This window comes from Pedobacter psychroterrae (genome assembly GCF_004331695.1).
GTDB lineage: Bacteria > Bacteroidota > Bacteroidia > Sphingobacteriales > Sphingobacteriaceae > Pedobacter > Pedobacter psychroterrae.
In genome coordinates this window covers 527652-548029 of the sequence record NZ_SJSL01000002.1, presented here as the reverse complement: position 1 = coordinate 548029, position 20378 = coordinate 527652, and the positions used below count along the sequence as shown (strand labels likewise).

21 protein-coding genes and 1 pseudogene are annotated in these 20378 nt (G+C 38.4%); 9 read left to right on the top strand and 13 right to left on the bottom strand.

Translation table 11 applies throughout. From position 1 onward, the window contains the following. The 6 genes from EZ437_RS10730 to dndC form a co-directional block, all read right to left on the bottom strand. Positions 1-882: a restriction endonuclease gene (locus EZ437_RS10730; protein WP_205942681.1), complete on the bottom strand. Its 882-nt coding sequence runs from the start codon at positions 880-882 to the stop codon at positions 1-3. Next, positions 863-1858 carry a hypothetical protein gene (locus tag EZ437_RS10725; protein WP_131595915.1) on the bottom strand — a complete coding sequence of 332 codons (996 nt, stop codon included), beginning with the start codon at positions 1856-1858 and terminating at the stop codon, positions 863-865. Before EZ437_RS10725 ends, EZ437_RS10730 begins: the two co-directional genes overlap by 20 nt. Further along, positions 1848-2942, bottom strand: coding sequence for a hypothetical protein (locus EZ437_RS10720; RefSeq protein ID WP_131595914.1), 1095 nt, complete (start codon positions 2940-2942; stop codon positions 1848-1850). The genes EZ437_RS10725 and EZ437_RS10720 overlap by 11 nt, the downstream gene beginning before the upstream one ends. Positions 2943-3011: 69 nt before the next feature. Next, positions 3012-3410, bottom strand: coding sequence for a DndE family protein (locus EZ437_RS10715; RefSeq protein WP_131595913.1), 399 nt, complete (start codon positions 3408-3410; stop codon positions 3012-3014). Then, positions 3400-5538, bottom strand: a complete 2139-nt coding sequence (locus EZ437_RS10710) for an AAA family ATPase (RefSeq protein ID WP_131595912.1) — start codon at positions 5536-5538, stop codon at positions 3400-3402. The genes EZ437_RS10715 and EZ437_RS10710 overlap by 11 nt, the downstream gene beginning before the upstream one ends. Beyond that, the gene (gene dndC, locus EZ437_RS10705) at positions 5532-6857 is read right to left on the bottom strand and encodes a DNA phosphorothioation system sulfurtransferase DndC (RefSeq protein WP_131595911.1); all 1326 of its coding nucleotides are present in this window, start codon (positions 6855-6857) and stop codon (positions 5532-5534) included. Before dndC ends, EZ437_RS10710 begins: the two co-directional genes overlap by 7 nt. 295 nt (positions 6858-7152) lie before the next feature. Between dndC and EZ437_RS10700 the strand changes: the two genes are divergently transcribed. Further along, positions 7153-8061 carry a DUF3883 domain-containing protein gene (locus EZ437_RS10700; protein ID WP_131595910.1) on the top strand — a complete coding sequence of 303 codons (909 nt, stop codon included), beginning with the start codon at positions 7153-7155 and terminating at the stop codon, positions 8059-8061. 149 nt (positions 8062-8210) lie between these two features. Here the strand turns inward: EZ437_RS10700 and EZ437_RS10695 are convergent, their stop codons facing one another. After that, on the bottom strand, positions 8211-9155 hold the full coding sequence (locus EZ437_RS10695) for an abortive infection system antitoxin AbiGi family protein (protein WP_131595909.1): 945 nt from the start codon (positions 9153-9155) through the stop codon (positions 8211-8213). A 160-nt stretch (positions 9156-9315) separates the two neighbouring features. Here EZ437_RS10695 and EZ437_RS10690 point away from each other — a divergent pair, with 160 nt between their 5' ends. Next, entirely contained in the window at positions 9316-10188 is an 873-nt protein-coding gene (locus EZ437_RS10690) for an HNH endonuclease domain-containing protein (RefSeq protein ID WP_225869554.1), read from the top strand. A gap of 336 nt (positions 10189-10524) precedes the next feature. Here the strand turns inward: EZ437_RS10690 and EZ437_RS21580 are convergent, their stop codons facing one another. Next, entirely contained in the window at positions 10525-10695 is a 171-nt protein-coding gene (locus EZ437_RS21580) for a hypothetical protein (protein WP_165500384.1), read from the bottom strand. Positions 10696-10757: 62 nt separating this feature from the next. Here EZ437_RS21580 and EZ437_RS10685 point away from each other — a divergent pair, with 62 nt between their 5' ends. Beyond that, positions 10758-11078 carry a hypothetical protein gene (locus EZ437_RS10685; protein ID WP_131595908.1) on the top strand — a complete coding sequence of 107 codons (321 nt, stop codon included), beginning with the start codon at positions 10758-10760 and terminating at the stop codon, positions 11076-11078. Positions 11079-11086: 8 nt separating this feature from the next. Continuing rightward, on the top strand, positions 11087-11497 hold the full coding sequence (locus tag EZ437_RS10680; RefSeq protein ID WP_225869553.1) for an HNH endonuclease domain-containing protein: 411 nt from the start codon (positions 11087-11089) through the stop codon (positions 11495-11497). Between the two features lie 178 nt (positions 11498-11675). On the opposite strand, the pseudogene EZ437_RS10675 reads toward EZ437_RS10680, so the two are convergent. Next, positions 11676-12598 (bottom strand): annotated as a pseudogene (locus EZ437_RS10675) (Rpn family recombination-promoting nuclease/putative transposase). Between the two features lie 282 nt (positions 12599-12880). Between EZ437_RS10675 and EZ437_RS10670 the strand changes: the two are divergent. Further along, positions 12881-13840, top strand: coding sequence for a Kelch repeat-containing protein (locus EZ437_RS10670; RefSeq protein WP_131595907.1), 960 nt, complete (start codon positions 12881-12883; stop codon positions 13838-13840). Positions 13841-13957: 117 nt separating this feature from the next. Continuing rightward, positions 13958-14308 carry a hypothetical protein gene (locus EZ437_RS10665; RefSeq protein WP_131595906.1) on the top strand — a complete coding sequence of 117 codons (351 nt, stop codon included), beginning with the start codon at positions 13958-13960 and terminating at the stop codon, positions 14306-14308. Positions 14309-14369: 61 nt separating this feature from the next. Here the strand turns inward: EZ437_RS10665 and EZ437_RS21575 are convergent, their stop codons facing one another. Next, the gene (locus EZ437_RS21575) at positions 14370-14522 is read right to left on the bottom strand and encodes a hypothetical protein (protein WP_165500383.1); all 153 of its coding nucleotides are present in this window, start codon (positions 14520-14522) and stop codon (positions 14370-14372) included. Positions 14523-14566: 44 nt separating this feature from the next. Then, a complete protein-coding gene (locus EZ437_RS22060; RefSeq protein ID WP_394343167.1) occupies positions 14567-14827 on the bottom strand; it encodes a DUF6934 family protein in 261 nt (86 codons plus the stop codon). A 74-nt stretch (positions 14828-14901) separates the two neighbouring features. Between EZ437_RS22060 and EZ437_RS21570 the strand changes: the two genes are divergently transcribed. Then, positions 14902-15051, top strand: coding sequence for a hypothetical protein (locus EZ437_RS21570; RefSeq protein ID WP_165500382.1), 150 nt, complete (start codon positions 14902-14904; stop codon positions 15049-15051). 39 nt (positions 15052-15090) lie between these two features. After that, positions 15091-15255, top strand: a complete 165-nt coding sequence (locus EZ437_RS21565; protein ID WP_165500381.1) for a hypothetical protein — start codon at positions 15091-15093, stop codon at positions 15253-15255. A gap of 37 nt (positions 15256-15292) precedes the next feature. On the opposite strand, the gene EZ437_RS10660 is transcribed toward EZ437_RS21565, so the two are convergent. Then, positions 15293-16072 (bottom strand): EF-Tu C-terminal domain-related protein, encoded by a 780-nt coding sequence (locus EZ437_RS10660; RefSeq protein ID WP_131595905.1) that lies wholly within the window; start codon positions 16070-16072, stop codon positions 15293-15295. Between the two features lie 25 nt (positions 16073-16097). Continuing rightward, positions 16098-17315, bottom strand: coding sequence for a carboxypeptidase-like regulatory domain-containing protein (locus tag EZ437_RS10655; protein ID WP_131595904.1), 1218 nt, complete (start codon positions 17313-17315; stop codon positions 16098-16100). A gap of 173 nt (positions 17316-17488) precedes the next feature. Between EZ437_RS10655 and EZ437_RS10650 the strand changes: the two genes are divergently transcribed. Further along, positions 17489-20296 (top strand): gliding motility-associated C-terminal domain-containing protein, encoded by a 2808-nt coding sequence (locus tag EZ437_RS10650; RefSeq protein WP_205942680.1) that lies wholly within the window; start codon positions 17489-17491, stop codon positions 20294-20296. Positions 20297-20378: the final 82 nt, after the last annotated feature.

The window sequence follows — 20378 nt, the reverse complement described above, 5'->3', positions numbered from 1 at the left end:
TTAAATCTCATTCAAAATATTATCTAAAGCATTTGAGTAAATTGGAATATTATCAGTTTCTACTCCAAATCTTTTTTCAATCATAATATCGATTAACGCATTTCCATCGATCAATATAATAGGAACGGCACCTGGTTTTCTTGTTGCACCGAGAGCATCTTTAGTGAACTTTGAGGTTGTAAAAATAATACCTTGCTCAAACTCTCCTTGGATTGCTCCTCGGAATTTATCTATCTCTGTTCTGCTAACTGAATTATTTTTCCATCTTTTACACTGAAAAGCAACGTTCAGGTAAGTAATGCCTACTTTAAGTTGTCCATGACCGTCAAGTCCTCCATCTTTTACGTATGGAGTTACAACCGTCTTTTTAAAACCATATACCTCTAACAATCTTCTCCCAAAAATCTCGAAAGATGCGGGTCCAACTTGCTGCAATTGATTCAAGATTTGTTGTTTGAATGCAATGGTATGTTTTTTATGAATATCCTTTAATTCTTCAATAACAGATTTTAAATTTGCAGAATCTTTTTTTATGATTATTTCCGTTTTTAAATCAACTTCTGTCTTATTGGGGATAGGTATTTCTTTATTCCAATAAGTGCCATCGGTTAAGAAAAGAAAATGCTTCTTCTTGTTTGCCGTTGGGAAATCCAAATTTTCACTATGCCGCCGCAATTGTGTCCTAACTATATGCTCTGGATTAGCTGCGTTAAAACGATATAAATCATCTTCAGAAATCCTCTTATATATCTCACCTACTCTTAAGGGTTTATTTTCCCTCTTTAAAGCTTCAGCAATGGCTTCGTTAATTGTCTTTTTAGGCATGTAGAAATTGTTTGTTTTATTAAAGCTTTGATTATTATCATATAACTGCTTCTTCAAACTCTATGCATTTATCAATTAAAATTCTTGTCTCCATGTCTTGAAAAAATGTTAAATCATTTAAATAATTCAAAATTCGCTTTCTTTCGAAAATTAAACGATTGTCAATCTCATCATTTCTAAAGAAAATCGGCTTCAAATAGCTTACTAAGCTATAAGGGATAAACATAGAATGCAATGGATTTAACCTATGGAACCTCATGTAGTTATTATACCTGCTCGTTTCGTGAAGCTTTTTATTCCAATCTTTTCCACAAGCGCATTGAGCTAAAATTGCCAAGAAGTTTGGCACAATATCATCAAAAGGTATCCATCCAATTAAATCTAATCCCTTCTCTTGATTCCCTTTTTTCGAAATCTCATTAAAACCATCTTCATCAATTTTTATTTTTAAATCATCAGCTAATGCTTGTATTTTTTGCACAGCAGATCCTTGATAATCGGATTTCTTTCCAAATGATTTTACTATGGCATGGTCAGGAAGGAAATTTTTCAAAACTTCAAAACAGACTATCTCAAATTCTGTGGTAAGTTCTGGTTGAAAAAGGCTAAATATATTTAAAGAAGAAGATAATAAAAGAAAGATATATACTCTATGCCTTTCGGTAATTCTTTTCTTATCTTCTAATATTATTTTATCATTATGTACAAGAAAAGGGTAGTCCGAACCGAATAAATTAGCTCTTTCATTTATTAATCGAAATATTTGATCCATAAATATTTCATATTTATCATTTACTTCGGCTCTATCTTTATCTTCGTCATCTGTATTATTATCCTTTTCTTTAAGAACAAATACTCCTTCATCTTTAAGCCTATCAAGAATATCAGTAGCAGAAACAAAATTACTATTAGAAAATAACGTAACTAATTCAACATAATCAGCATATAAATAGATTAAATTCTCTGTTGGTTTAGGTCCTAACTGTAAGGAAAAATTGGTAAAATAATTATTTAATTTTTCATCAAATGACATCGTCATCCTCCTTATCCTGAAGGGCCCTACCAATTTTTACTGCAATAGCTCTAATCTCCTTTAGCTGAATTTCGATATTAGCATATGTAGCGCTAACCTTAGTAACTATTCTATCCGCATTTTCTAAAGATTGAAGTGCTGAATTGATTAAATTAATAAACTGACTATCATTTTCGCCCGTTAAATCATCAGCTGCATCAAGGCTTAATCCTTTTGTAAAAGCAATTCTTGCAGTTTCATTTCCTAAAACACGATTTAATGAAGTTAGGCTCTCACTATCGCCGATTAATCTTGTTCTGTTTTCAGTATTTTTTTCGAATAACCAATGAACCCATTCTTTTAAATGATTTTGGTTAATTTCTGCAACATAATCATCCTTTTCGTTCCTGATATCTACTCCTAAAAATTCAGCTATATTATTTTTATTTAAGCTATCAGCTATATAATTAAAATAAAATGTAGTATCATCTAATCCTGGGATACGATAGAAAGCTTCATCTTCTATTACCTTATAAACTTCGTAACCCACTAATACTCTTTTGACATAATCTTTCCTGCTTCCAATACTTTTAGCTAGTTCTTTTGCGGCTGAATTAATTGGTTGGTCATTGTATAAACTTTTCCATAAGTTGTATAGATACCTTGCTTTCTCTAGTAATTTCCACTCCTTAATTCCTGTTATATGTCTATAACCTAAATAATTATGAATATCTTCTTCTTTTTCAAATGTTAGACAAGGTATCTCTGTGGGGCGGTATTCTGTTTCTTCTAAAACTTGTTGTATTTTGCTTTTTTGAACTTTAGCAATATCTGGATTATTTAGAATTTTTAGTGCAGAAAGGCGCCTATTGCCTTCAACAACTTTATAGGAGTCGGCTTCGATTTTTACGACTAAAAGTTGTTCACCTGGAAAAAAGTCGTTTTTCCCAATAGCCAGCATTAATTCTATCAACGATGCATCAAGAAGCATATATTCTAATATTTCTGCCTCGCTTTGTCCGTGCAAAGATTTCGGTAAGCGTGGATTAGCAGAATCTAACTGAAGCTGTTCTAAAGGAATTGTGTCAAATATTGGTTTAGTCATATCAAAATGATAGGGCTGATTTTAATGATCAGCCTTAATAAATATAGCACAAATATATATTAAAATTGCTTATAGTGTCAGCGGTAGTAATTGTTGCTCAATCTCATTAATCAAAAAATCACTCCCCGTAACCGAACTTTTATTTTTTAGCTCTTGATATATAAGTTCCAGGCCGTCGTCAATATGCATCTTAACATATTTCGCGATCTCAGGCTGGTTGACATTGATCTGATAGTGTATAGCAATTAAAGAAAGATAAATTTCTGGACAGTTGCCAAACAGCACTTTTATGCTGTATTCTTTGCCCTTTGAGTCCTCCATAAACTTAAGATTCAGTTTTCTTTCTTTAGCTAAGGAATAACTGAAAGCTAAACGTGCAATTATATTTTCAGCACCTAAATTCAGTCTATTAGTCAACTGTGTGACTATCTCTTTATTGGCCTCTGAAGTTTTGATATTACTGAACATGAACCTTTAAACTTTGATTAAATTGACTAAATAAATCGGCAGGCCATAGATCGGCAAAAGTAGACGCATAATTAGATTCCTGTTTAATTAAGTATGCTTTTCCAATCTTCGGCAACAATAACTGATATTCTTCTTGCGAAAGTTCTTTCTCTAATAATGGGAACAATACAACTTGGCTGGATACCGAAGGATAGAATTCTTTAATAATGTTGGTGGCGTGTCTTTTATCTAGTTTTTGCAACGGACTATCAATAAATACAGGGAATTGGATGTTAGACTCGGTCACCAACGCTTTTAATAAGGCTGTAGCATACAATTGCTGCTCACCCTTAGATAATCCTTCCTTGTTGATGGTATTACCTGTGGTATCGAAGAGGTCTATGTCAATTAAATCGCCTTCAATCTTCACCTCTACCCTCTCTACAAAGGCCTGCTTATGCATTAAGCTATTCAACTCTTTTTTGATGTTCTTTTCTAAGGAAGCTTTTTTCTTTAATTTCAATTGAAAAAGGAAAGTTTCAAGTTGTTGAATTAAACGTGTGGTAGTATCGGCCTTTTCTTGATCTTGGCGCTCTACCTTGATGTGTTTAGTTTGTTCAGACAATTGGCGTTGTATTGTAGCTAATTCCTGTTCAGTATTTTTCAACTCGGCTTTAAGATAACCGACCTTCTCATTCAGCTTTTCTACTTCTGCATTTGTTTCATCATAATTGGCTTTTAAAGCTCTGATTACAGGATCTGTTGCTTTTAAATCCGCATCCTGTATTTTTTTATGCGCAATATTAAAACTACTCTGTAAGCGCTTGCCCTCAGCTACTAAAGCCTTAAATTGCTTAGCGTAAGCATTTCGCAAGTTAGAGTATATATTATGAAACTGACTCACTTGGTCTGGAGTAAAATTTAATAAAACATCTATGGATTGATTAACATCCATTTGCAAATGGGCTTGCAAGATCACTTCTATTTCATTTTGATCTGCTTCTTTTAGCGAAGCTAGCGCATTTTTGAGTATCTCATATTTTTCCTTAAGTAGGCTATTGATCAAGTGTACGTGTTGCTGTCGTTCCTCTAAAGCAATTTGCTCTTTTACCAGAGCCATTTTACCCATGAGCATAGCAAAAGGAGCTAATTCTAACAATTCGGAAAAATCCGCTTTGTTTTTGGCCATCGCCTCACGTAAATTGATGCGCATTTTTCGATATTCGTTCAATTCCTGATCCGACATAGAACTACCGGTTCTCACTAATTCTTCCTGCGATTTAGCTAAGTCGGCCTTCTTGATCAGTAAATCTTGTTCCTTTCGTTCGAGATCTCTGAAATGTACGTTAGCAAGTGTTTCCAGTTTATTTTGTCTCTGCTGTAATTCTTCAATTCTTCTGAGATCTCCCTTGGAAGCTGATTTCTTGCTAATGCGCAACATTAAGTTCTCCAGATTCTGCTTAAGGTCTGTATATTTTTTGATACCTAAAACCTCATTGTAAGCTTTACTGAAATATAATTTCTCATCTATGTTTTTAACCTCTGCTAAAGCAGTAATCTTCTCTGCATCAAAAAAGAAGAATTTTGCAATTTCTTTGGGCAAAATGAAGTCGTTAATAAAGATTTCTTGCCCTATGGTTCTGGTTAATTCATTTACCCGACCATCTACTAATATCTCTAATTCTTCTTTCTCTTTGCGTGTATTATAGGTTCTAGTAATCTTTACTTCGTTACAAGACAAATGTGGAATAAAGATATTAGTGAGCACTATGCTGCCGCTAAAGCTATACAAAGCGCCAATTTCTGAATCAATCCTACCTATTTCTAATCTGTTTTGCGTTTTTGCTCGCTCAGCTATTAAAATTTCTTCTTTTGAAGTCGCAACTTGCAAGGCATTACGGTTCATCAATTTAAAAGCATAGCGATGGTAACCGCCACTTTCGTAGACTTCTTTACGATAGCGTTCGTCGACATCGACCATTAACTTACCATATAAAACCCACACCAATGAAGTTAATAGTGACGTTTTACCAAAACCGTTCTGGCCAGAAATGATAGTTACATGTTTTTCGGGGTTAGTGGACAGCGTAAGTTCTTGCTTTCCCTGATAAGCCCTAAAATTATGTAGCGTAATATGGTCTATTAACATGCTAAGCGTTTATTAACGTGATTAGTTAAATGATTATCTAGATCGCTTTGTATACCGTATTTATTGACCAAAATGATCTTAGATTTTTGTAGTTCTAGTAATTCATTGATGAGTTTAAAGTCCTCTTCGCGTTCACAGACTTGTTTTAGCAAATCTTTCTCAAACACTTGATCATCGGAAAACTCTTCTTTAGTCATTTGGGTTTGATATACTGAATTATAGATATCGGCTACATTGTAGTCGAAAATCGAATCTCTATGCCAAGTGACCTGTATAGCGACAAGTTCTTGATAATTGATTAAGATCAGGTTAGGATCCTCTTGCTGTACTTCCTTTTGTACTTCAAGCAATCTCTTTAGCATATACGCTCTTTTCTCTGGTGTATATGGCCCCCAATTTTCTTCGTGCGCATCATCCTCATCCTGGTTGCGACGCCATGTTTGTCGCCAAGAACGATCATTACGATAGTCTACCAACATATCTCTAAACTCTATAAGAGGCTCCATCCATTCTTCTCCATTATCTACTAAGGCCTCCATCGACTTATCGCGTTTTACGACACTACAAACCCAGCAACCAAAGCGGCTTTGTCCGCAAGACGGTGTTGTGGTGTCAATTACCAAAGGACAATCACCTCCAGAAGCATTTCTATATAAGGTGATCAAATCACGGTGTGTCCCCCCCCAAGGTGGGTTTACTTGTAAAAGGTAAGCCCATAGCTCATCGGTTTCTACATCCTTAATAGGTGCAAACACGAAGGCATTTGGTAAAACGTGCTTCCTTAATCGTTCACTCTTGATATAGCTTTGATGATTAACAATACTCTTCGCCCTGGTTACACTTTCATCACTACGGGTACCTAAAAGAATAATAGCTTCTCCAATCTCAGAAATTTTACTTTTAATAAACTGGGTGGTTGGGTCAATCTTTAATCGATCAGTACACCAACGAAAGGAATTATTAGGTGCAGGGTAACCTTTACCCAATAGGTTCACCCAAAAAGTGTCTTCTAAACGAGGACTGGTCTGCTGCACAGAAATTGGTAGGCCTTCTTCCGCAGCAGCTTTTTGAATATGGTCTAAAGTAACATGAATGAACTTGGCAATTCTTGGATTCTCAACTAAAGTATCATTACAGACAACATACACGTGTCTTTGTCTAAAAATTGGATCAATTTTACGTATAGCTAGCCATGTTAGCTGCAAAAGCATAGTTGAATCTTTACCTCCAGAAAACCCCAAAATCCATGGACGAGGATTCTCATCGTTAAGATATTGATCTTGTATTTCTGCTTCTAAAAACTTTAAATCAAGTGCCATAGTTTAAAAATCAATAAAACCACAAAAGCGTCAGTACTTAATCTCAAAAGATAAGGCATTGACGCTTATACAATTAAACAACAATACAACTCATAAAGTCGTTCCTTATTATGTTTAATTTAACAGGTTTAAAATTAGCTATTTAATAAGTATAAAACTATGTCGATTTATCAACAACACATCATATTTTGTTAAGAAGAAAAGACAGTACTATCTGAATTTTGCAAAATTTTGATATATTATCCAATATTTTTCACAACATTACAAGATATAATTTAGTCTCAACAATCTTACGATGTTTGCAATAATAGCTGAAAATGATGTATCCAAATGGAACGATGAAACTGGGGTAAAGTATCACTTTCCAAATAAATACAAACGTATTTTAACACCTGGAACGAAAGTGATTTACTACAAAGGTGGTGTCAAACATTATTTTGGGTATGCGGTAATCAGTGACGTTTATCAAGATGAGGAAAATAACAAAAATTATTATGCAGAAATAATTGATTATTTACCTTTTTATAGCCCAATAAAATTTAAGGACGCTAAAGGTGAGCATTATGAAGATGTTATTAAATTGAATCATTGGCGTGACGGCGTACGGGTTATTAATGAAGAAAGATTCAATAAGATTATTGAAATTTCTGGACTTCTTGTAGGAATAGGCGTGTTAAATGAGCCATCAATAATTGACACCACTTTCCCACAGCTAGAAGAGGTGAATATAAATTTGACTAACAATTCATTAATAACCACCGCAAAACCAAAAGACAAGAAACAATCTGCAGGGAACTTATCTCCTAGATATTCTAAGGAGTCGACTAAAATAGGCAATCAAGGTGAGAAAATTGTCATTGCTCACTTAGAACGTACATTGAGTAAAATAGAGGTTGAAACAATACGCCATCATGCCCTTGAGAATGAAAAATATGGATATGACATATCGTACGTTAATCTTGCTAAACAGACCATTTATTTAGAAGTGAAAGCAACGACCGCTGCGCTATTCAATAATTTTTTAATAACAATTAATGAGTTAAATGCTGCTCGACAGTTCGGTGCAAATTTCAAAATTTACTTGGTAAATAATGTGACCTCCAAGGATGTTAAAATTGAAATTATTGAAAATTTAGCTGAATTACTAGAAACAAAGCAGTTTAGTAGTACTCCAATGAGCTTCAAGATTGCAAAGATGGCATAACTACAATACAAACGGATCGAACCAGAAAAGCAGAGGTCATGAGGACTACTACAAGTATCACTTCCTATTGAAGCCGCTCATCTATACATGAAATATCCGCACAAACTCTTTTTATTCATTATGTTTTTTTAGCAGCTTGTCTTCGCTGGTTAACTATAAACTGCTAACTCTATATCTAAATTGTATTTTTTAAGTAACTCCTTTACCGGAGGTATTATCGTTTCTGGAATTACAATCTTCGTTATTAATTCTGATGTTTTCTTATCACCTATTTTTCGAAGATACTTTGAAAGGTCAACAATTTTCTTTAATCCGTTACCAGTTCTTAGTTCCTTTTCGTAAAAGACTTTATCTAAACCGACAAGAACATCCTTTTCTTCCAAGGTTAAATCTTTAGCTAATGGCACTCCGTTTGACATCAGATCTGAACCTATTCGCCATTCACGCTGTCTATAATAACCCAATTTGCCCGAGTATCGCGTATTCTCCATTGGATAAAATAAACTTGATAATGACCTAATCGCCCCATGCAGCTCTTTAAATGGCCTAACCCCACATTCTAATGCTGACAATATAGGAGACATATCTTTTATTCTTAAGCCAGTATGAATTTCGTCAATAGAATCCCCTTTTAAAATCAGTTCTTCTTCCTGGAGTGTTGGATCTTTAGCCATATTATCAAGAATTTCAAGTCTTTTTAGTACTACTTGAACTTCACTTATCCTAGTTAATAAAGTTCCATAGGGTCCCCAAATTTTTTCTTGAGAATTTTGGGGCAAATAAAACACGGGGCTCAGCCCGCTTTGCAATAGGCTGTCTAGTTCGAATTGAAGCGTAATATCTCCAAAATGGCTGGCATGATCAGCTAACTCGCTTTCCGATATTTCTGTAAAACATACACGCTTTTGTACGACGATGATCTCTTGCCCATTGCTATCATCGGTGAGTGATTCTTGAAGCTTATAAACCTCCGGTGTTATGAGTAGACCTGATTTAAATATAGACTCCAATATTTTAAGACCTTTAGTATGGTCAACATCTCCTTCTCGCCGGCGTGGGAAAGAATGATATAAAAATGCTTTTGAAGGTTCCATAAATAATCTATCAGTATTAATGCAAAATATGTATTTATTAGTGAAAGCACCTCCCTTTTTCTGCACTTTTTATTATTCCCTTTTTAGTGGTCCCTGACAAGGCTGGTCAAATCTGTTTAGAGAATGATTGCAACGCTTGGCATACCCTAACTACTTCAATGTGAGCTTTAAGCAGGATCAATTGCAACGTGCCATAGAGCAACTGATCGTATTGGAAAAGCTGGACGTCGATGCAAAGAAATCAGCAATAGTAAATACCCTTACAGCAAGCAACAATACAACAACCAGAAGATTGCTCAGATACTTTGATGGCGAAGTCCCTTATCGCTTCCTTAGCCCCTGGTTTCCGGCGGCAAAGGGTGACAGGAAACAGATCTATAACCTGTCTCAATCATTTTTAAACGATACGCTATATGCTGTGAATGAGCATGAGATCATCATTAATCCGAAATGGATTCCTTACCTCAGTCAAAACAGCGGTATTTTAAAGTCTTTTTGCTACTGGCACCTGAGTCTATATCTTCAAAAGCACAATCCTAATGTACCCGACATTCCAAATAAACTGATCAAACCGCCGCTAAGGAATAGTTTACTAAAGCAGCGCAAAGACTTTTGGGATATCGTGATCCATCACAACGGGCCGGTGAATTGTATCTATACCAACAGGCAATTGGCCATTGGTGATTACGCGGTTGAGCATTTTGTTCCTTATGCCTTTGTATCGCATGATCTGCTCTGGAACCTGATCCCTGCTGACAAAAGCTTTAACAGCAGCAAATGCGACAAGCTCCCTTCTATGGCACATCACTTTGATCCGTATTGCAATCTGCAGCTCCTCGGCTTGAGCACCATCCTAACCAATGCCCGCAACAAGAATACTGAAAAGCTATTGCAGGATTACCTGACCTTCATTCCGGATTTATCTGATTTTGGTAATTTGGATCCGCAGGTGCTAAAGGCCAGGTTTAAAGACAATGTAGGGCCTTTGATTACTATAGCGGGTAATAATGGATTTGAGTTTATGCCTACTTAGAGAAAGTGGTGTTATTTATTTGCTGCTTCATCAAGCTAACTCTTTGATCACAACTTTCCCCAATTACGTCGACACTGTCGACGCAATTGAGCTGGAATCATTATATGCATTTATTAGGCATTGAAAATCAGAATAGTAGAAATTTACACATGTTCGAAACCGTCAAGCAGAGCGCTAAAAAATATGTTAAAAAAACTCAGGCCATCATGATAACAATTCTGGTCTACATTAGTTAACGGATTTTATGTTTATTTGCTAAGAAATTATTGGCTCATGAAAATTCAATGCCCTAATTGCCAAAGTTTAAAGACATTCTCAGACACCAAGAAAGGCAGATTATTGAAGGTAAAGATAACAGCCGTTCTTATGATACCATTTATTATACTGGCTATCTTTGACTTCAGAACCATTTGGGTATTTCTCTCCTTCTGGTGCTTTTTCATGGTAATCATTGATGGAATTCGTCTTAAGAAGCCAAACAAAAGCACTTGCCTTAATTGCAGGCATAAGTGGTCATATGATTAATTACAAATACGAGCATGAAGGACTTGGGTTTAAAAAAACAAAATATGAAACAAAAGATACTTTGGATAGTGGCTAGTGCGCTTTCATGTGTTACCTGGTTTATCCATATTCGTTACTATTCCAATGATTTCTCCAATTTAGAAAAGCAAATTATATCTCTAGCTGATTCGTGGGCTATGTGGATATTGATTGGAGCATGCGCATTTCCACTGGCCTTTGCAAGCGCATTATTTTTACCAAAACAATTAAGCTATGCCAACCGATTCAATAAAGTTCTGCCTGTCATTATTATCGCCATTGAAATCATATTCATATATGGATTGGGGTCTCTTGCCTACGGCGTAAGGCATGGGTATTCTCAGTAATATAAGGCGTGATCCATCACAACGGGCCGGTGAATTGTATCTATACCAACAGGCAATTGGCAATTGGTGATTACGCAGTAGAGCATTTTGTTCCTTATGCCTTTGTATCGCATGATCTGCTCTGGAACCTGATCCCTGCTGACAAAAGCTTTAACAGCAGCAAATGCGACAAGCTCCCTTCTATGGCTCATCACTTTGATCCGTATTGCGATCTGCAGCTCCTCGGCTTGAGCACCATACTAACCCATTCCCACAACAAGAATACTGAAAAGCTATTGCAGGATTACCTGACCTTCATTCCCGATCTGGCTGATTTTGGTAATTTGAACCCGCAAGTACTAAAGGCTAGGTTTAAAGACAATGTAGGGCCGTTGATTACGATAGCGGGTAATAATGGGTTTGAGTTTATGAAAAATTAGATATGAAAGAAAAGATACTTTGGATAGTGGGCGTTGTTCTGCCTATCGTTATTATCGCTATTGAAATCATTTTCATTTATGGATTGGGATCTCTTGCCTACGGCGTAAGGCATGGATATTCTCAGTAATAGTAGACTACCATGATCCATCACAACGGGCAGGTATTATTTGTACTCTTTTAAAGGGTGTTGATTTCTTCGATTGAAAGACCTGTGGCCTCTTTAATAATATCAATGGGGACATTTTTATTTTTCAACACCGAAGCCATTTCATGCGTCTTTTCCTTCTCAGCTTTGACTATTGCAATTTGTGCTTTAGCACGCTCATCTTCGCGCGCTTTCTGATCAGCTTCTGTAACAGCAGTTTTAACTGCATAATCCAACACGTTCTTATTATCCCACTTACGTTTTAAACTTGTATTGTACATAGCTCGCTCCTCTTTTGTTAGATTGGCATACTTGGCCAGGGTAAGCAACTGATCAAATTCCGGGCCGGATAAATATGCTGGACGTTTCTTAAATTCTGTTAAATGTTTTAAGGCATATAACCATTTGTCCAGCTCGACATCCAAATCCCCGGGCTTCTTCACAAAATTAAGCATTTCGATAAATATAAAACCCAGTTTGTCATAGAATATTTTACCAGTATGCCTGTTAGCGAGGCAGATATCCTGAACATACTCATTTTTGATGCCATCCGGCAATCTGAAATCTTCCAGAAAGGCAATCACATACACCTCATTAAGATCATATGCCCAATATTTCCTATCTCCTTTTGGAGCTTGTTCACTAATTGCCCTGGAAGCATAAAACAAGGTACGTTCTTTGAAATTCTTTTGGTAACCCCGCTGGATTTCTATGATAAAATTGCTGCCGTCGGCATCTGTGCAATACACATCAAATACAGCTCCACCTTCTTCCACATTTTCGCCAGGATGTTCATTTTGTCCATATTCAATGGAAGTAATGTATTTTCTGCCTTGAAAAGGTGGTTTAAAAGACCGATCAAAATCGGTTTACTTTCTTCGCTGGCAAATAGTCTTTTCCATGCGAAGTCCACAAATGCATCAATGTAGGTTGTTGGCTTTGGTTGATCTGGCATAAATAATTTTAGTAGTCGCCTAAGATATGCAGCATCTTAGTTTACTAACTAAAGCAACGTGTGGACTTTTGGCATATCTCTAATATTAATTCTACTTTAGCGCATTAAAGATCAATTATGCTCCTCAGTCGCTCCCAATTTGTTTTATCTTTCGTTGTACTCTCGTTGTTGATTGTTTCCTGTAAAAAGAAACGAAACCCACAACCGGAGCCCAAACCGTCTGTTTATACCTTGACCCTGGCTCATCAGCGAACCGAAACAGTTCAGGCCGCATTTCTATCGATGTCAAGTACGAATGATGGGCAACACTTTTTTGTCTCAGGTGGCCACGATTATGGGCCAGGCACAGACCTGCATATCTACCAGCCAAAAACCCAGCAGTGGCAAATCATCCCGTTAAGCTTGCAACGATCCAACACTGACGTAAGCTATCTAAAAGGCAAGGTATTCGTAGCAGGCGGCACCACAAATAGTGTCGACAAATTCCGAATAGATATCTACGATATGGCTACCCGAACTTCCAGCGTCAAGTTGTTCGGCGACAATCAGTATGTGCATCGGGTCTTTTCGGCCATTCTGGAAGACAGGTATCTGCTGCTGAACGATGAGAGCTATTTTTATCTGTACGATTCCCAGACCGACCGCTGGGAAACCATTGACATCCCCCTAAGCAAAAGAGTGACGGCAACTGATATGGTTGGCGTCGGAACCAAGGTATACCTGAACGACCTGCATGACTATCCCGCGCTTAAAGTATTTGATTTCAAAACGCGCGAGTGGACTACGCTGAACGCAGAGCGGCAAGAGGCACACATCATATTAATGGCGGTGGGTGATTCCATTTATTTCTCCGGCAACCGCTCCTTTGATGCACTAGACCATATTGACGTACTGGACACCAAAACGGGCCTCTGGTCAAAAATTATCCATCCCGGAAAACGTGCCTTCTATGAGATGGCCTTTGAACCTAAATCCAAAAGCTTAATAGTTACGGGCGGCCGTACCGCAGAAATTGATGCCTGGGGCAATCCTTATCTGAAAATGTCAGATGACCTTCTCACCTACAACTTGCAAACTAAAGCATGGCAACAAGGAAAGATAAAACAGATCCGTCATGCCCATACTACGCAAGTCGTCGGAGACCAATTTATTATATTTGGTGGCGAAAGCATATTTAACGGCTATCCGGCCACGCTTCCAATGGAAGTGTATACTCTTAACTATCAACAAGTAGCAAATTGATGTTTCTGCGTTTTCACGATGCCCTAATAGGGTTAGAGGTTCTTGATTCAACAGATACTGGTGCCTTTGACGCACTCAATTTATCTGATTATATTAGGATATGAGCGTCGTAAATACATGTCCATCACAACGGGCCTGTGGATTGTATCTATACCAACAGGCAATTGGCCATTGATGATTACGCGGTGGAATGCGGTGTTCTTATGCGACAAGCTCCCTTCTATGGCAGAGCACTTTGATCCGTATTGCGATCTGCAGCTCCTCGGCTTGAGCACCATCCTAACCAATGCCCGCAACAAGAATACTGAAAAGCTGCTTCAGGATTACCTGACCTTCATTCCGGATTTGGCTGATTTTGCTAATTTGGACCCGCAGGTGCTAAAGACCAAGTTTAAAGACAATGTAGGGCCTTTGATTACTATAGCGGGTAATAATAGATTTAAATTTATGATTGGTAATAACAATTAGCCGACCAAATGAGCTAGTAGATTGTCACGTAGATTTTTTGCATAGCTGACAGTTTTAACTACTATTTCTTCAGTTTAGGTAAGCCTACAGTACGTAACATTTCATTAGCTTTATCAACTTTTGACTGAAAAGCAGGATGATTTCTATACCTATTTAAGGTATTATCAACAATTACAGTTGGGACATTTTCCCTTTTTAATTCCTTGATTTTCATAACACAAATATAATATTTTTATTTTTTTTTATATTGATTGAAGGTTATAACATTATTCGCTTGACCAAAAAAGCTTCATATACTATCCCTATTTCAAACATCTCCCACTCGTTATCTCTCATACCGTATATCATGAAATCATTTTTTATCTCGACCATATATTTTGTAATCCCCATTCTATATAGTCTAGTTCTTGCAGGCGTGCTTCCGGTCGCATAAACCCATGCTTTGGGATATCTATTCGTAAATGAATAAACTGAAGTACATAAGGTAGCTCTCTCACGCCCCCCAACTTGAAGTCGCAAATTGCGACTTCAAGTTGGGGGGCGATCCGGCTAATAAAGATATTGTAGTGAACATTTATTAACTTTGCATTACAATGAAAGCAAAAATCTTACATAAAGAAACTGCAAATAAATCATTGGCCAAAATGGTGGCTGATAAGGACAGTGTACGTTCGTATTTGAAAGGTAAATTAACCTTGACATCACTGACTAAACAAGGGATTAAGCTTGCGAAACCTTTATAATTACACCTTCGACGAGGTTGCGTAACATATAAATCGTTGATGAAAGATATTAAACATGAATTACAGGGTATCATTATCGGAAATGGACAAGATGGCAGCACAAGCCAATTCAAAAAAGTTCACGATTTCCTTAGAGAAAATGAAAAGACAGGCTCTAAACCTGAAAAACAAAAGTATCTCAAAAGTGAAGAAGAACAACTTTAAACCCCTCGAATTCGAGGGGTTTAAAATGAAGCTGTAATTAAGCTTTGAAATAGTCAATTGAAATATCTTCTTCGATAATATTTTCGGATTCACCCTCTCCATATTTTTCTCTCAGCTTAAGTAGAACATCGTCAGTAACATCCGTCCCTCCTCCTTGCTTATCACTATTCACTCTTAACATATCCAGTGTATAAATTGGCCCCCACGGTAGCCCCCACCAGCCAAATAAGAACGAAAGCAAATTGTACTTTGCCCTATATCTGGATGCTTTCTCGGCTCCTCGAATAAGATGAGGAGGCGATAATAACTTGAATGTTAAAAAGATTGTTGAAATGCAATAACCATATATAACAATACGCCCGCCGTTTGAAAGTTCATTATATAGTTGGTTAACAGACATACCCGCAGTTTTCCGGATTTTAAACTGTTTAATCTCTTTAGCAAAAATTGGTTCATGGTTCACCGCAGTTTGCACAGCCACGGGAGAATGCTCCAAATTATTTCTAAGCTTATCATTAACTATTTGTGTAATAATTCCTGTACCAATTACCCGCTCCCCTTCCCTAAATTCGAAAGTAAGGCCTTCGTATAAACATGATGCGAAATGATCTACTGCTATTATCTTGATGGCAGCCTCGATAGTTTCTCCCGGCATGACGAACACCCGGTCTTTAAAAGTTTGTTGCCCTGAGGTCTGCATCTCAGAGAACGGAAATTTCAAAGTAGGTCTGTAGCCAGATCGGGCCGGAGATTTTCTTCCACCTTGATCGATGGATTTGTATGAAAGTATTGCAATGAAATCGGTGTCATTTCTCATAATGGATTGCTAAACTAAGGTTATATCAGGGCATATAATCTACAGGCACCATATCGGCTACTTTTTCATAACCCCAATAGCCCTCAAAAAGTAAGGCATCAGGGTCAAATGGAGTTCCATACCGATAAAAAGCGATGGGGCTTTTCAGCTGATGTACGATAGAGACCTGCTCATCTCTTAGATATCGTGGTCGGCTCACCTTATACGACGATTGCTTTCTATAGGCTTTAGATTCGTTTTCTCCGGAATAGATGACATACAGCTTGTTCTGGAAATTCATCCACCTCAGGTTGTTCACTTCTTTTTTTACCAGTGTATCGGTATCCACCTCCTCGCTGTTGACTTGTACAATCGTATCTGGACTCAATTTCATTTGACTATAGTGTTTAAGTGAGTCTTTCCCGTGGTAAATGATGATTCCCCGAATAGCAGCCCGGGTGAAATAATCTATTTTTTGATCCAGCGTGCTGTCCGGCAGTTTGTAAGGGTTGGGGATTTTTTCCATGTTATAGATCGTGAAACCTTCCCTCATGGTGGTATTGTTGAATAGCGCCCTTAGGAAATGCTGGGAAGAGCCATAGTAGGCTTCGTCTCTCTTTTCTTTGTATTGACGGGATTTTGGCTCGCTTAGGTCTTCAAAAGAAGGGTAGCCGTAATACCTGATCAGGTTTACACTATCGTCCTTCTCAAAGTATTTGAGCAGGTATTTGATCCTGTAGCCCAGCTCTTTGTTTTCCATGAGGATAAATTCATCGGCCGAAGCCTGCAGAACGCGCTTTCCAGCATCATAATTAAACTTTATCACTTCTGGATTGGTAATTGTGGTTTTTTCCGCATTAAGTGACGTGCCTAGAAAGCTCTCCCTGAAAATCTGCAGATACTGACTACGGTTTGGATCTGCCCGGATCACCACCTCCTCCAGCTGTCTTATATTTTGGGTAAGTACAATATCTGCAACAACAGATTTGTCGTTGATGATCACATTGATGCTGGCAGGCAGGTATCCAATCATCTGCACAAGCACCTGGTAATTGCCGGGACTCAGCTTACCGATCAAATACCTCCCTTCATTGTTGGCCACTGCACCAATTTGATAGCCGCTCAGGAGCACATTTGCCCCCGGGATTGTCTCTCCTGTTTTGTCCTTTACTATTCCGGAAATCGTATAACCCGGTTGAAAAGCATAAGCTACGCAGGGCATCATTGCAATCATTAAAAAAAGAATTCTGAAAAAGCGCGTCATCGAAGTAGTGTTAGGTGGCTGATATTTGTTAAAGGCAATTCATGCGCATGAAATGGGGACAAGCCCTGGCAAAATAAATGTTTTAACTCTGTATTGATTCACTAGGGACGCTACGCTCAAAAAGATACTTTATTATATGGAATATTCTTTTTAACTTGATGGTTACTAAGACTATGCGCCTCTATAGAATATTTTACTTCATTGCTGTCCTGCTCACTTTATCTGTGTACGGGTTTGGGCAAAGGGTTCCTGTAGCACCGAGTATGTTGCTAGGTATCGGAGGGTTAGATGCTGCTGTATACTCATCTAGTATGAAGTTTGATGCTCAGGGCAATACTTACGTGACTGGCCATTTTACAGACAGATATGATAGCGCTGATTTTGATCCTTCGGCAGGCGTAACTACCCTGGGGATAATTAATAGTAGTAGTGGGTATGTTGCGAAGTATAGCGCCGCTGGTGCCCTGGTTTGGGTAAAGTTATTTAAGGGTGAGAGTAATGGTCTTGACGTTGACCGCAACGGCAATGTCACCGTGATTGGCGAAAGACATCCCAACATTGCGCCTCCAAACACCATATATGTTGATGCTTTTATTCTGCATCTTGACAACAATGGAAACGTATTGTGGGAAAAACTAATTCAAAGCGGCAGCAAAGATAGACCAATGCCCCCCCCAATTGGACTATTTCAAGATGTACAAGTGGGGTATAAAGTAACCAGCGACGACGCAGGAAATCTGATCGCTGTTTATACGTTTATGGGATCACCTGACCTCAACGGGAAAATTACAGCCAAAGGATATTATGATGGCTTGGTGGTAAAGTATGATCCCAATGGTAATGTGATATGGAAATTTAACCTCGGGGCAACTGGTTCATTTAATAATTCGGCATTGGAAGTTTTGGTTGATAAAGACAATAACATTATTCTTGCGGGTTACACAAGTGGTGAAGTTAACTATAACCCACTGGGTACGGCCGTTAATGTTACCGCATATAATTCTATGTTCTTAGCTCAATATTCTCCGGCTGGCATTTTACAATGGATAAAAAGCATTAAGGGGAGTCAGTCCACATACAACGTCAGGCTGGCGCTAGATGGTCAGAATAATATTTATATAAATGGTGCCTTTACCAGGGAGATAGATTTTGGCATAGCGCCTAAGCTAAAACCCAATGGAAGCCAGGATATATTTATTGCAAAATATTCATCGGGAGGTAATGTGCTGTATTATAAAAGTATTGGTGGTTCAGGTGCTGCTGTATACAATGCTGGAGTGGCAACCGGGCCTGACAACAGTCTATACCTTACCGGTAGTTTTTCGGGAAAAGTCGATATTGATCTCTTTGCATCTGTAACAGAACTCAATTCTGACGGGACGACCGGTATGTTTTTGACCAAATATGATGATAATGGCAATTACCAATGGGGATTTCGCGTGCCAAGAATTTACTCTGGAGATGTAAGAGACGTTAACTCCGTCGGTGGGGATTTGAAGCTTGGCGCCCAGGATATAAACGTAAATAGCAGCAACGAAATATTTGTAACTGGTGGGTTTCAGTCTACCGTTAATTTTAACGGCACGGGATGTGGGGTCAACAGCCTGACTGCCAAAAATGCCAGTGACCCTACAAATGGGTCTACCGATATGTTTATTGTACGTTATACGCCTACGCTGGAAATCCCGGTTACTAATAACACGGTCACGGTACCGGTGATCACCGACATTTGCCCTGGCGTTGACCCGGGCCTTATTACCGGCAGCATACCCGTGGGTAGTAACTATACTTATCAATGGCAACAATCATTGGATAATAGAACCTTTACTGATATTAACGGCTCAGTATCGAAGGATTTTGATCCGCCGGTATTGTCTGCAACAATGCATTACCGCCGCAGGCTCGTTACATCGGAATGTGCGGCACTCAATATTAGCAATGTAATTACCCTAACCCCTGTACAATCTGTAACGGTTAATACCATTACCGCTCCTCCTGTGCTCGGTTTTTGCAATGCTGGTGATGCTGAACTTATTAGTGGCTCTGTACCGCAAGGCGTTGGTACGGTCAATTATCAGTGGCAGCAGTCAACAGATAGTATTAGTTTTACAAATATTAACGGCGCCACTTCAAAAGAATATGACCCGCCGTCGCTTAGTGTCACTACCTATTACCGCCGGCTGATCCTACACGTTGCCTGCAACACTGTCTTAACGAGTAATACAATAGTAATTACCATTAATTCTTTGCCTGAACCGAAAGTATCGGCCGAAAAAACTGTTTGTATAGGCGATGGAGTGACGCTGAATGCTACCGGTGGCATTCGGTACTCATGGTCGCCTGCTGTGGGCCTCTCTGCAACAAATGTTGCATCGCCAACTGCTAAACCGACTACCACCACAAACTACGCGGTGACGGTTTATAACGGTTTTTGCACCAAGGTGCTACAGGTGAAAGTAATTGTGGTAGAAAGTCCAACGGTAAACGCAGGCGCTGACATGGAAATAATGAATGGCGACGAAGTGCAGCTAAATACCGAGGTTAGCAATGTAGAAGGCGCTACCTACAGTTGGACACCAACAATTTATCTTGATGACCCTACTATTGCGAATCCTATAGCAAGCCCCACCGACCAAATCACCTACCTGCTTACGGTAAAATCAGCAAACGGCTGTTTTATAGTGAGTGATGAGGTAGTTATTGATGTTCGCGAGAAAGTAATGATACCCAATGCTTTTACACCTAATGGCGATGGTGTCAATGATATTCTAACCATTCCGGGCTTAGACTCCTATAAGCAAAGCACATTGACATTTTTTGACCGCAACGGTCAGCGCATATTCAAAAGCCTGGCGTATCCGAAACCCTGGGATGGCACTCATAATGGTAAGTCCCTGCCAACGGGAACGTATTACTATGTAATTGACCTCAACAATTCTGAGCGTAAGCGCTTATCGGGCGCTATTTTCTTGATAAAGTAATGCTCTGGAACCTGATCCCTGCTGATAAAAGATTTAACAGCAGCAAGAGCGACAACTCGCAATAAGAATACTGATAAGCTCA

Excerpts from the sequence above, each read along its gene's own strand:
- EZ437_RS10725 (WP_131595915.1), bottom strand. The coding sequence starts at position 1,858 with ATGTCATTTGATGAAAAATTAAATAATTATTTTACCAATTTTTCCTTA.
- EZ437_RS10720 (WP_131595914.1), bottom strand. The coding sequence starts at position 2,942 with ATGACTAAACCAATATTTGACACAATTCCTTTAGAACAGCTTCAGTTA.
- EZ437_RS10715 (WP_131595913.1), bottom strand. The coding sequence starts at position 3,410 with ATGTTCAGTAATATCAAAACTTCAGAGGCCAATAAAGAGATAGTCACA.
- EZ437_RS10710 (WP_131595912.1), bottom strand. The coding sequence starts at position 5,538 with ATGTTAATAGACCATATTACGCTACATAATTTTAGGGCTTATCAGGGA.
- dndC (WP_131595911.1), bottom strand. The coding sequence starts at position 6,857 with ATGGCACTTGATTTAAAGTTTTTAGAAGCAGAAATACAAGATCAATAT.
- EZ437_RS10700 (WP_131595910.1), top strand. The coding sequence starts at position 7,153 with ATGTTTGCAATAATAGCTGAAAATGATGTATCCAAATGGAACGATGAA.
- EZ437_RS10695 (WP_131595909.1), bottom strand. The coding sequence starts at position 9,155 with ATGGAACCTTCAAAAGCATTTTTATATCATTCTTTCCCACGCCGGCGA.
- EZ437_RS21580 (WP_165500384.1), bottom strand. The coding sequence starts at position 10,695 with ATGCCTGCAATTAAGGCAAGTGCTTTTGTTTGGCTTCTTAAGACGAAT.
- EZ437_RS10685 (WP_131595908.1), top strand. The coding sequence starts at position 10,758 with ATGAAACAAAAGATACTTTGGATAGTGGCTAGTGCGCTTTCATGTGTT.
- EZ437_RS10670 (WP_131595907.1), top strand. The coding sequence starts at position 12,881 with ATGTCAAGTACGAATGATGGGCAACACTTTTTTGTCTCAGGTGGCCAC.
- EZ437_RS10665 (WP_131595906.1), top strand. The coding sequence starts at position 13,958 with ATGTCCATCACAACGGGCCTGTGGATTGTATCTATACCAACAGGCAAT.
- EZ437_RS21575 (WP_165500383.1), bottom strand. The coding sequence starts at position 14,522 with ATGAAAATCAAGGAATTAAAAAGGGAAAATGTCCCAACTGTAATTGTT.
- EZ437_RS21570 (WP_165500382.1), top strand. The coding sequence starts at position 14,902 with ATGAAAGCAAAAATCTTACATAAAGAAACTGCAAATAAATCATTGGCC.
- EZ437_RS21565 (WP_165500381.1), top strand. The coding sequence starts at position 15,091 with ATGAAAGATATTAAACATGAATTACAGGGTATCATTATCGGAAATGGA.
- EZ437_RS10660 (WP_131595905.1), bottom strand. The coding sequence starts at position 16,072 with ATGAGAAATGACACCGATTTCATTGCAATACTTTCATACAAATCCATC.
- EZ437_RS10655 (WP_131595904.1), bottom strand. The coding sequence starts at position 17,315 with ATGACGCGCTTTTTCAGAATTCTTTTTTTAATGATTGCAATGATGCCC.
- EZ437_RS10650 (WP_205942680.1), top strand. The coding sequence starts at position 17,489 with ATGCGCCTCTATAGAATATTTTACTTCATTGCTGTCCTGCTCACTTTA.